Source organism: Capnocytophaga sp. oral taxon 326 str. F0382, from assembly GCF_000318295.1.
Lineage (GTDB): Bacteria > Bacteroidota > Bacteroidia > Flavobacteriales > Flavobacteriaceae > Capnocytophaga > Capnocytophaga periodontitidis.
Genome location: NZ_KB291425.1, coordinates 1,302 through 11,599 on the forward strand (window position 1 = coordinate 1,302; position 10,298 = coordinate 11,599).

The 10,298-nt window shown below is 39.7% G+C and carries 13 protein-coding genes; 3 read left to right on the forward strand and 10 right to left on the reverse strand.

Annotated features, from left to right (window positions below; genetic code table 11):
• A partial coding sequence (locus tag HMPREF9073_RS09195) for an NAD(P)H-binding protein (RefSeq protein ID WP_009413456.1) occupies window positions 1-569 on the reverse strand: 569 nt, incomplete at its 3' end.
• 125 nt (window positions 570-694) lie between these two features.
• Here HMPREF9073_RS09195 and HMPREF9073_RS09200 point away from each other — a divergent pair.
• Window positions 695-2,269: a Na+/H+ antiporter gene (locus HMPREF9073_RS09200; RefSeq protein WP_034555748.1), complete on the forward strand. Its 1,575-nt coding sequence runs from the start codon at window positions 695-697 to the stop codon at window positions 2,267-2,269.
• A 224-nt stretch (window positions 2,270-2,493) separates the two neighbouring features.
• Here HMPREF9073_RS09200 and HMPREF9073_RS09205 read toward each other — a convergent pair whose 3' ends face one another.
• From HMPREF9073_RS09205 to HMPREF9073_RS09235, 8 genes are all read right to left on the reverse strand, one after another.
• Window positions 2,494-3,555: a hypothetical protein gene (locus tag HMPREF9073_RS09205; RefSeq protein WP_009413458.1), complete on the reverse strand. Its 1,062-nt coding sequence runs from the start codon at window positions 3,553-3,555 to the stop codon at window positions 2,494-2,496.
• A gap of 24 nt (window positions 3,556-3,579) precedes the next feature.
• A complete protein-coding gene (locus HMPREF9073_RS09210) occupies window positions 3,580-4,518 on the reverse strand; it encodes an SIMPL domain-containing protein (protein ID WP_009413459.1) in 939 nt (312 codons plus the stop codon).
• 8 nt (window positions 4,519-4,526) lie between these two features.
• Window positions 4,527-5,003, reverse strand: coding sequence for a hypothetical protein (locus HMPREF9073_RS09215; RefSeq protein WP_009413460.1), 477 nt, complete (start codon window positions 5,001-5,003; stop codon window positions 4,527-4,529).
• A 1-nt stretch (window position 5,004) separates the two neighbouring features.
• Window positions 5,005-5,181, reverse strand: a complete 177-nt coding sequence (locus HMPREF9073_RS15970; protein WP_009413461.1) for a hypothetical protein — start codon at window positions 5,179-5,181, stop codon at window positions 5,005-5,007.
• Between the two features lie 19 nt (window positions 5,182-5,200).
• The gene (locus HMPREF9073_RS09220) at window positions 5,201-5,668 is read right to left on the reverse strand and encodes a hypothetical protein (protein WP_009413462.1); all 468 of its coding nucleotides are present in this window, start codon (window positions 5,666-5,668) and stop codon (window positions 5,201-5,203) included.
• A gap of 104 nt (window positions 5,669-5,772) precedes the next feature.
• A complete protein-coding gene (locus tag HMPREF9073_RS09225) occupies window positions 5,773-6,636 on the reverse strand; it encodes an AraC family transcriptional regulator (RefSeq protein ID WP_009413463.1) in 864 nt (287 codons plus the stop codon).
• A gap of 695 nt (window positions 6,637-7,331) precedes the next feature.
• Window positions 7,332-8,108, reverse strand: a complete 777-nt coding sequence (locus HMPREF9073_RS09230) for an SDR family NAD(P)-dependent oxidoreductase (RefSeq protein WP_009413465.1) — start codon at window positions 8,106-8,108, stop codon at window positions 7,332-7,334.
• Window positions 8,105-8,332 carry a hypothetical protein gene (locus HMPREF9073_RS09235; RefSeq protein WP_009413466.1) on the reverse strand — a complete coding sequence of 76 codons (228 nt, stop codon included), beginning with the start codon at window positions 8,330-8,332 and terminating at the stop codon, window positions 8,105-8,107. Before HMPREF9073_RS09235 ends, HMPREF9073_RS09230 begins: the two co-directional genes overlap by 4 nt.
• Before the next feature lie 99 nt (window positions 8,333-8,431).
• Here HMPREF9073_RS09235 and HMPREF9073_RS09240 point away from each other — a divergent pair, with 99 nt between their 5' ends.
• Window positions 8,432-8,755, forward strand: coding sequence for a MerR family transcriptional regulator (locus HMPREF9073_RS09240; protein ID WP_009413467.1), 324 nt, complete (start codon window positions 8,432-8,434; stop codon window positions 8,753-8,755).
• A 100-nt stretch (window positions 8,756-8,855) separates the two neighbouring features.
• Here HMPREF9073_RS09240 and HMPREF9073_RS09245 read toward each other — a convergent pair whose 3' ends face one another.
• Window positions 8,856-9,683: a glycoside hydrolase family 16 protein gene (locus HMPREF9073_RS09245; protein WP_009413468.1), complete on the reverse strand. Its 828-nt coding sequence runs from the start codon at window positions 9,681-9,683 to the stop codon at window positions 8,856-8,858.
• A gap of 137 nt (window positions 9,684-9,820) precedes the next feature.
• On the opposite strand from HMPREF9073_RS09245, the gene HMPREF9073_RS09250 reads away from it, so the two are divergent.
• On the forward strand, window positions 9,821-10,240 hold the full coding sequence (locus HMPREF9073_RS09250; protein ID WP_009413469.1) for a hypothetical protein: 420 nt from the start codon (window positions 9,821-9,823) through the stop codon (window positions 10,238-10,240).
• Window positions 10,241-10,298 lie beyond the last annotated feature (58 nt).

The window sequence follows — 10,298 nt, forward strand, 5'->3', positions numbered from 1 at the left end:
ATTTTTTCGGCTAATATTTCGGTAGGCATAGGGCGGTAACGTTTTAAAATGCCTAATTTGTTTAAAAAGTTAATAGTTTTCACCGAAAGATTCTCACCTGCTCTGTCGCTGTTGGAGCGGATGAGTACAGAGGGCTGGAAGATGAGTAAGGACGAAAATCCAAGTGCTTTTACAGCGTCCTCCAACTGCCCTTTCATACGATTGTAGAAGAGTTTAGATTGCGCCTTAGCCCCTGCTGCCGATACCAACACAAAAATAGGTACTCCATTGGCTTTACACTGCTGGGCAAAAGCGTACTGATAGTGGTAATCTACCCGCCATTGGGCATCTTTGCTACCTGCAATGGCTAAGGTAGTTCCCAAGCAAGAAAAAGCCACATCGCCGTGCAACAAATCTGCCCACGCCTCGGGAGTCTCGAAATTGACTACGTGAGCGTGTAACTTGGGGTAGGTGAGGGCTAAGGGTTTGCGCACGAAGCAATGCACTTCGGTATAAGCGTTGTCGTTCAATAGTAGTGTTACTAAGTCTTTTCCGGTAGCGCCTGTAGCGCCGATAATCAGGGCTTTCATTTTTTAGGTAAAAGATAAGAGGTGATTTATTGTGCTGTATAGGGTACAAAGATACAAAAAAATAGTCATCAGTAGTTAGTGAATAGAATTTTTTACTATTTTTGTCGCCTCATAATTAATGAACTATGGTACAATACTTCTCTTACTTATTGCTTTTGATGGTGGCTATTATGCTGCTTATAATGCTGGCTAACCGACTTAAAGTGGCTTACCCTATTCTGTTGGTTTTAGGAGGTTTAGCGATTAGCCTTATCCCTAATGTACCTACCATTACACTCAACCCCGATTTGGTGCTCATCATTTTCTTGCCGCCACTTTTATATGCTGATGTTTTCTCGATATCGCTAAAAGAGATGTGGAAATGGCGACGCATTATCTTTAGTTTTGCTTTTATCGTAGTGTTTATTACAGCGGCTGCGGTGGCGTGGGTGGCTAATATGGTATTTCCAGGGTTTTCATTAGCCTTAGGTTTTCTTTTAGGAGGGGTGATAGGCTCTACCGATGCCGTGAGTGCTTCAGCGATTATGAATTTTGTAAAGGTACCTAAACGCATCAGCACGATAATAGAAAGCGAGAGTTTGCTCAACGATGCCTCTTCACTGATTGTATTTAGGTTTGCAGCTTTGGTAGTTACTACCGGTCAGCTGGTGTGGACAGATATAGCATTGAATTTCCTTTGGGTAGTTGTTGCTGGGTCACTTATAGGCTTGGCTATCGCTTGGGTGATGAGCAAAATGTATAAATATCTCCCTACGGATGCTAATATGGATGTTATACTCTCGCTTATAGCGCCTTATATAATGTATATTGTAGCTAATGAGGTAGGGGCGTCGGGAGTGTTAGCCGTTGTGGCTGGGGGTATGTATATGTCGCTACACCTTACTAGTATTTTTGCTGCCTCTACACGCAACAAAGGGGTGGCGGTATGGGATATTTTAGGCTTTGTGCTCAACGGACTTGCCTTTATGCTGATAGGTCTTGCTTTGCCTGAAGTACTCGAGGGCATTGAAGCCGAAGGAATGAGTCTTGCTACAGCTACCAACTATGGGTTGCTCATCACAGGGGTAGTGGTAGGGGTGCGACTGCTATCGTCATATGGAGCTATACTCATTACTCAAGTAATGAAACACTTTATCACAGTAGCCGACAGGCGGAACCCTGGCTTTCGGGTACCTTTGGTACTGGGGTGGGCAGGAATGCGCGGGGTGCTTTCACTAGCAGTAGCCCTTTCTATCCCTCTAACTTTAGAGAACGGCGAGCCTTTTCCGCATCGCAGCCTGATTCTCTACATTACTTTTATAGTGATATTGGCAACCCTACTGGTACAAGGACTTAGTTTGCCTGCCCTTATCCGTTGGGCAAAATTTCCCGATTATGAAGACCATATTCCGGAAGCTGAAGCCGAAAGTCTTATTCGTAAATCATTAGCGCAAGCTGCTTTAGATTATATGCAAAAGCATTACAAAGAAGGAATAACTGATAGTTTTCTATTACAGAATCAAAAAGATATGTGGCAATACCAACTCGATATGCCTAAGTGCAATACTACCCCTGAAGTGCGAAAGAAATACCTTGCTATTTTACGTCATCAGCGGAGGATATTACAACAACTGAATAAAAACCCACATATTGATGAAGAGCAAATACGCAATTTCCACCGACAGTTGAACTTAGAAGAAGAAAAATGGGAAGTTAATTAATATTATAGGGGGCGAATAAGATAGATGTTTCGTAGTGGAATATCTTTAGCAAAGTATTGTTGTAGGGTCATAAGTCTGAGGTTAAAGTGATTTGTCAATATCCCTCCCGCATTTTGAAGCCCTTTTAAGTATTTTATCATCAGTACTTTCCATACGATATAAGCTATTATTTTGTCGCAAAAAAAGTGTTTTTTTACGACAAAATTAAAACCTAAAACCTAACTCTATACTTTCTTCAAAAAAGAATCTTCTATATCACTTACCACTACTACAAAGTCATCAGTGGAGGGAATGCCTAATGATGCCCATTCTTCTTTGAGGCGTTTGGCACAAGCGACTAATAGCTTCGTGGCGGCACTGCTCTTTTCTTGCATCTCAGTTTCTTGGTTAAAGAGCTCAAAGAGGGTCGTGTCTTCATTGTCTGTTTCAATCTCTACGGTATGGGCATAGTCGGCAGTGTTCCAAAGTAAGCCATCGGCTCTTTTTCCGTAGCTTTCCTTCCATTCGAGCCTTTCGCTTTCAGTGCCAAAACCTATTGTTGGAGGCATTATATATTGGTAATCAAAGGCTATATTCAGACAATACAAAGGCTCTGGGATAGGATAGGCTTTGATTGCAGGAATTAACAACGCATAGAAGCGTTCGGCTACACGCTCCGAGAGCTTTTTATAACTCACTTTCTTATCTTTCTTCTGATACCATACACCCCCATCTTTCCCTGTAATACTATTGAGATCGCCCAGCATATCATAGGTATAGACAAAACCACGTTCAAAGCCTTTTTCAGCCGAATAATCATCTTTCCCTATCCAATCACAGCTTATAAGTTTATCATTTTCATAGAACATTGTCTTCTGTGACCATTTATTGCCTTTAAAAGCTGCATAGATAGCCTGCAATAGCCCATTTTTATAGACAAATATCTTTGTGTTGATACATCTTTTTTCCTTAAAATACTCAAAATGATAACTGATAATTTGGCTGTCTTCTCGGAAGTAGAAAGTTTCATAACACTGTCCTTTAAACTCAGTATAACTGCGTTCCACGATAATCTCATCGTTGGCATTCACGCCATATTGATATTTATCCTCTGCATTTTCGGGAGCTTCTTTAAGGATTTTACTCTTGGGAAAGCGATTTTGCTCGAAATAAAAAGGCTCTAAGGAGAAGAGTCCTACACCTCCTGTTGCCCAAAACCAACGCACTACTTGCGCCTCTATTTGGGCTTTCAACGCTGGGTAATTTGCTTGGGCTTGTTTGTAAAGTTTTCTTGCTTGTTCGTTCATAAGATTTATATTAGTAGGAAAAGGCTAAGGCAAGTTTATCTTCTTGAGTTCGCCAGCAGGGGTCAACAATAGTGCCTCTTTAGCTTTATTTTTATCAGGGTGATTGACACTCATTTTTATTTCATAGACCACTTGTATCATAGGTTCTACGATAATAGGGTTGAGTACTACATCAAAATCTCGGTTAGCAATAGGTCGGTAATACTGAGTAGTAGACTTGTTGGCTTGCACGACATTGCCTGCTCGCTTGCCTTGTAAGGATGCACTACTATAGGCTTCGTAGCTACTATATTGTTCAGTAGGGGAAATGTACAAAAAACCATCAACAACCTTCTTTTCAGCGGAGGCAAAGCTTTCTCCAAGGGTAGTTTCATAGGCCTTTTGTTTTTCAGCAAAGGCAGATTTTACCTTGTCCTTCAGTTCTTTTTTTACCGTCTCTAACTGGCTACTGTAGTAGTCCATACGTACAAGGTCGTAAATCTCGTTATTAGCCAGTAGAGTGATTAACTCATTGAGTCGGGAGGCTTCATTGATTTTGATATGTAGGTTTTGCTTGAGTTCAAAGCCTATAGGTACTTCATTGTAGGTGCGCTTGCTAAAGACTTTCTTCTCGGTCTCGTATTCGTACATAGGCACAAAGGATATCATATCTACAAAAGCCTCCATATTCTTAGCCTTTAGGGCAGAGAGCACAGGCGAAAGGCGCTGACTCATTAGGGAGGTAGCCTCTTCAGCACTTTTGCCTACCTGCACCACACTGAAGATCGCCACAAAAGCATCAGCTTTGATATTGGCCAGCCCTTTGGCAGAGATTACCATTTCGTAATTGGTAGGGAAATCAACAGAAAAGTCGTTGTTATTCAAGTTGTTTTGGCCTCTGTTTGAGTAATTGAAATTGCCAGAAACCTGTCCAAAACCGAGTATTGTGCTCACAAGGGCTACGGAGAAAAAGAGATGTTTCATATTATTTTTTATTTAATATTTAGCGGTATAATAGCTCCTACTGAAAGGCGGAATTTACCCGTGTCAAAAGGATAGTTGTCACTCATTTTACCCCAAGGGAATGCGTAGCCTGCTTTTATGTAGAAAATAAAAATTTGGATACCTGCTTCGGGGGCAAAGTAATAGGGAGAGAAATTCAGTTGAGGGCGCAACATCAGCACAGGGATATCTATAAAACCGCTGTGAGAGTCATCAGCTCTGATCCACGCCGAGAGTTGCGCTTCGGGGATAGCGACTAATCCGTTTTCCGAACGGAAATTACCCGCCAATCCCGCAGATAGTGCCATCTTTTTGCTATCGTAACAGGTGAAATGTACCCCTAACTGTCCGTAGCTACTACCTTGTTTGAGGTAACTTGCATCTATAATCAGGGTTTTGTCTTTCGAGGTTTGCGCTACAGCAGGGAGTGTTGCCCATACACATACCAGTAAAAAAAGTTTTTTCATTTTAATTATTGTATTTTTCAAGTATGTTGCTCACTATCAAAGCTACCAAATAAGCTATCAACAAACACATATCCCCTACAATTGCCAGAGGAAACAAAAGGATTGTCCTCAGCGTACTCCCAAAGGTTTTTTGGCGTTTCTCTAAAAGGTGTAGGGTAATGAATATGTTCAAATTCATAGTGTATTATGTGTTTTCACTAATCCTTCTTCACATCCATACGGTAGCTGCGGTGGCAGGCTACACAGTTGCCGAGTAGGGCAGTTACTTGTTGTTGTGTAACTTTAGGGTCGAAGTTCTTTTCGGCGCTATTGGCAATGCTATCGAATTTAGCGTGCGTATCGAAACCTATAGTTTTGAATCCCATAGGGATAGAAGCTATGAGTCCTGCAGGAGCGTGATGAGCTACCGAACCTCCTGAACTGCGTGCTGCTTCCACTATCAGTGAGGAATCGTTTTGCTCAATTCCCATATTGATTTGATGTAAGGTTTCTACAAAATTGCGCATTTCGCTCATCACAAAATCACGGTTCGGCTGACTTACCACTATACTTGTACGTGAGTCACCTTCAATTACTTGGGTATTTCCTACAAATAATTTGCGTACCAATACTACATTGGCAGCGAGAGATAGCACCAAAAGAGCTATAAAACTCATCTTTTTCATACGTCTATTAATAAAATAATTGATGTTAGTTACTTATATAAGAGTTTTTATTGTTCTATATATTTAGTATGTTATGCCATATATGAACGGATTTTAGAGACAAATTATACGATTATTTTTTTGAAAAAAGAAGGGGCTATTCCATTCAGGCGTTTGAAGAAGCGAATAAAATTGGAAGAATTTTCAAAGCCGAGAGTATAGGCAATTTTACTCACGGAGTCATCAGTGTAGGTAAGTAGACGCTTAGCTTCGAGAGAAAGCCGCTCGTTGATGAGAGCCAAAGGTGTTTGTTGTATGAGCTCGTTGGTACAGTTAGTGAGGTTTTTAGTGGAGATATGTAACAGCTTGGCATACTCTTTTACGGTGTGTAGTGTTTTGAAATGCTGTTCTACTGCTTCACAAAAACGTATAAAAAGCAGATGTTTGGGGTCGTTTATTGAGAGTTGTTTTCGGTCTTCTTTAAGGAAAAAGCGTTGTATTTTGATGAGTAGGAGATGCAATAAGTTTTTTAAATAATCAGTGTGAGCAAAGGCTTCAGAGTTTTCTAATTCTTCCTGCATCTTATCTATAAGCTGATGCCATTTAGGCACTTCCTCAGGAGCTAATGATAGATAAGGCTTTTGCGAAAAAGTATCGAAGATGTTATGTTTTAAGAAGATGTCAAGTATATCAACTTCATCGGCTAAGAAAATTTTGTTGAAGTGAATAACAAAACCTTCATAAGGCTGGTTGTCGAAGGCGTGTATTTGTCCTTTACCAATAAAAAAGAGTTGATGAGGGCTTACCTCGTATTCTTTGAAATCTACATAGTGTGTGCCTTTACCTTTAGCAAACCATATGATTTGGTAAAAGTTATGTGTATGTGCCTTTTGGGTATAAGTAGTGTTCTTTTCAAGGTACTCATTTAGAGGAACGAGCTCAAGTTGTAAGGCAGTAGGGGTGTCTTTGTGTGGGTTATATTTTTCCATTTGTCTATAATATAGTTTAGCTATTTTTGCAAAGAGTTATCAATTTGTTAAGTCAATTGGCGAATGAGATAACATACTGACAGCACCTGAAGAAAGAGATTCATCCCCGTACCTTCAAGCGTTTCGTCAGTGAAAATATTCATTTGTTATTATATAATAGGCAAAGGTAATAAAAAAATAATATAGTAACAAATAAATTAATTAACAAATAAAAACAATAGTAGCTATAAGTGCTTATTTTTATTAGCAGATTAACAAATTTGTCAGATAATCTTTTTTGACCTCTATATTGCCTGCGAAGGTTGCCCCACTGATATTAAAAGGAGTTGTAATGAGGTGCAGGCCGTTTTTAGAAGGGACTACACTCACCAGCTTTTCTTCTCCATAGGGTTTACTTCTGCTAATTGCTTTCGTATGGTAGCTATCATTGTCTATAGCTTGCTTATTTCATCTATATGTATAATCCAATTCTTACCCATCTTTTTTATAGAGGTCTTCTCCTTCTTTTATCTGATATAACTTTATGATATGAGCGTACTTGTGTAGCTCTGCAACATCCTTCTTGCTGGTTCGTTTTTCACTTGTAAAAGGCGTGTGTTTATGAGCTTGGCAAGTATATCGGAATTATCGGTGTGCATATAACCTACCTGAAATTGAGAGGATAAAGATAGTAATAATTAGCAAATTAGCAAATTTTAATTTGTAGTGAGTCCGCCATCTACAGCAAGCACAGTGCCTGTAATCCACGAAGCATTGTCGCTGGCTAAGAATACACAAGCTTTGGCTATATCTTCAGGCGTGCCAATGTGTTGTAAAGGGTAAATTTCCTTTACCATAGCCTCAAAAGCCGCTTGCTTTTCGGGGGTAAGGGCTTGCAAATTGCGGTTGAATTGCGGGGTAGAAATACTTCCAGGGGCAATGGCATTTACGCGTACGCCCAACTGTCCCACTTCAAAAGCTAAAGCCTTGGTAAAAGAGTCCAACGCTCCTTTAGTAGCCGAATAGACGGTAGTCGCGCGGTTAGGAAGCATTCGGTGCGCAAAATACGACGAGATATTAATGACATTCCCCTTGCTTTTCACCAGAGCAGGAAGCAGACTTTGGGTAAGGAAATAAGGTGCTTTTACATTGAGGTTGAAGTGGGCATCGTATAAGGCATCGTCCACTTGCTCAAAAGGCACGAACTTGCCTAAACCGGCGTTGTTTACTAAAATATCTACCGTAGATAGCAGTCGCTCAATGTCTTTCACTACCTCAGTTACTGTTTCTGTTTTTGATAAATCAGCAGAAAGGGTGTGTGCCTGCACGGCAAACTCATTTAGTAGTGCTTGTTGGGCTCTTTGTAGTTTCTCAGGGTCTTTGCCTATGAGCAATAGATTTGCACCCTCACGGGCAAAGGCTTTGGCTATTCCTAAGCCAATACCATCACTTCCGCCGGTAATTACGGCATTCTTGTTGTTTAAGTTTTTCATTTTGATATTTGTTTATTGATTTTATATTTTCTTCTTTTATACCATTTTACTAAGGAAACATAAAGTACTGCCTGAGGAAATGATATTGCGTAAGAAGTTAGAAACTTCAGTCCCCAATCATTCCAAAGATTAAACTTATCGCTTGTAATAAAGCTGTTTACCAAGCAAAGCGGTGTTGCTATAAAAAAGACAAATTGCAGAGTTTGTTTAAGTTCTGTATTCATTTGTTAATTATCTTCTTTAATTGTAGATTATTTACAAAATGCAAAGGTAAAGTATTTATTTGTATATTTGCAACTTATTTCGTAATTTATTTACAATTTATGGCAAAAGAAGTACAAAAAGAACTCTTGTTAGACTTTGATTTTCTGAGGAAATTGGTAGTGGGTATAGGGGAAGTGTCACAAATTACAGGTATCCCTACCCGACAAATACGCTATTGGGAAGAGAAAGGAATTATCACCAGTTTGACAGAAGAGGAAGGAAAAAACCGCCGATATGATTACCTGAATATCAAAAAAATACTCCTCATCAAAGAGCTTCTTGATGAGGGATATACATTAGATGCTTCGGTAGAGAAAGTAAAGAAGCGTATGGCGATGATAGAGGAAACGCTTACCAAAATGAGTCAATTAGTTACAATCTAAAAATATCTTCAGTTGATACATAGAGTTCAGGAAATTTAACTGATTGAACCATATCGCCTTCTACAATAGGAGGGAGGGCGCGATATTTGCCCTCCAAACTTTATTTGTTAGTTCTCTGATAAAACCGTACCCAGTCTACATACATTCTTATTGGCTTGGTAAAAGGTTTTAATTCGCCTACCCATCTACCTCCTAACTGCATATCGATGCGCAACATATAGGGGCGGTTGAAAGGAAATTGTCCTTCACTCTCTTTCTCAGGTACACGCGCATAACTGAAAGTTTGCTTGCCATTTACATAAAAACGCACCTCATCGGTGTCGAGTTCTACCGCATAGATGTTGTAATCATCGGGGGTGATAGGGGCAGTAGCGGTGCTTGGGGGAGTATGTTTAGATTTGTCTTTTTTGCCCGCTTGGGTGTAAGTGGAGTGTACCGTATGGTGTACAAAAGGCTCGTAGTTGAGTCGTTCTACGATGTCTATCTCACCACCCGTAGGCCAAGGAGCATCGGGTACCATCCACAGAGAGGGCCAAGCACCTTGATGAGCTTCGAGCTTACAACGGATTTCTAAACGTCCATTTTGAAAATATTTTTTGCCTTTGGTAGAAACACCCCCTGTAATGTATTTTGATTTATCTTTAACGGGGTCGCTACTGGGCTTGCCTAAAAGAATAAGATTGCCATTCTTTATTTCAAACAAACTAGGGTCTTGGCTCATTGTTTTGCACCAGTCGGCAGTGGAAGTAGGGCATCCCCATATTTTCGACCATATACCGGTAGCAAAGATATCGTCGCGGTTGAACTCGTCGTGCCAAACTAATTTCCATTCCTCTTTTTCTTTGGAAGAGGTGTCATCTTCTTTTTGTTCTTGAGAGCAACCTACAATGATGCTCCAAATGCATAAAATAATAAAAGTTTTTCTCATAATATTGTATTGTTTTTAAGTTATTCTAAATGCAAAGGTAGTGATAATTTGATAATTAGTAAATTAGTAAATTAGCGAATTTGCATATTAGGCAATTAAGTATTACCTTTGCGACATTAAAATTTAATAATATAATTATGAGAAAAGTACTTTTAATGGGAGTGTTAGCTTCCTTTATGTTAGCGGGTTGTGGTACAGCTAAATCACCAGAGATGAAACGCTTGGAAAAACAACAACAAGCCTTGAAACTCAATACCGAGCTCAACGAATTGCAAATGAAACTCACACAAGAGCAAACCAATAATCAGTCGTTGCAAACTGAGGCTGCACAGGCTAATGAAGAAGCTACTGATCGCACGGATGCTTTTAGTGATGCGAGTTCGGCTTCGGCAAGTGCTAAAAAAGCGAACAAAGCTGAAAAGGCTTTGCGCAAAGCTAGTAAAGCTAATAAGCAATTAGCCAAAAGTAATCGCCGTATTGAGAAATTGCAAAAAGACATCACTAAATTGCAAGAAAAGATAACTAAACTAAATGCTGAAGTAGAATTTAGCAAATAGATACAAGTTAATTTTATCATATATAAAAGAGGCTGTCCAAAAAGTTTAGTTTAAACTT

Excerpts from the sequence above, each read along its gene's own strand:
- HMPREF9073_RS09200 (WP_034555748.1), top strand. The coding sequence starts at position 695 with ATGGTACAATACTTCTCTTACTTATTGCTTTTGATGGTGGCTATTATG.
- HMPREF9073_RS09205 (WP_009413458.1), bottom strand. The coding sequence starts at position 3,555 with ATGAACGAACAAGCAAGAAAACTTTACAAACAAGCCCAAGCAAATTAC.
- HMPREF9073_RS09210 (WP_009413459.1), bottom strand. The coding sequence starts at position 4,518 with ATGAAACATCTCTTTTTCTCCGTAGCCCTTGTGAGCACAATACTCGGT.
- HMPREF9073_RS09215 (WP_009413460.1), bottom strand. The coding sequence starts at position 5,003 with ATGAAAAAACTTTTTTTACTGGTATGTGTATGGGCAACACTCCCTGCT.
- HMPREF9073_RS15970 (WP_009413461.1), bottom strand. The coding sequence starts at position 5,181 with ATGAATTTGAACATATTCATTACCCTACACCTTTTAGAGAAACGCCAA.
- HMPREF9073_RS09220 (WP_009413462.1), bottom strand. The coding sequence starts at position 5,668 with ATGAAAAAGATGAGTTTTATAGCTCTTTTGGTGCTATCTCTCGCTGCC.
- HMPREF9073_RS09225 (WP_009413463.1), bottom strand. The coding sequence starts at position 6,636 with ATGGAAAAATATAACCCACACAAAGACACCCCTACTGCCTTACAACTT.
- HMPREF9073_RS09230 (WP_009413465.1), bottom strand. The coding sequence starts at position 8,108 with ATGAAAAACTTAAACAACAAGAATGCCGTAATTACCGGCGGAAGTGAT.
- HMPREF9073_RS09235 (WP_009413466.1), bottom strand. The coding sequence starts at position 8,332 with ATGAATACAGAACTTAAACAAACTCTGCAATTTGTCTTTTTTATAGCA.
- HMPREF9073_RS09240 (WP_009413467.1), top strand. The coding sequence starts at position 8,432 with ATGGCAAAAGAAGTACAAAAAGAACTCTTGTTAGACTTTGATTTTCTG.
- HMPREF9073_RS09245 (WP_009413468.1), bottom strand. The coding sequence starts at position 9,683 with ATGAGAAAAACTTTTATTATTTTATGCATTTGGAGCATCATTGTAGGT.
- HMPREF9073_RS09250 (WP_009413469.1), top strand. The coding sequence starts at position 9,821 with ATGAGAAAAGTACTTTTAATGGGAGTGTTAGCTTCCTTTATGTTAGCG.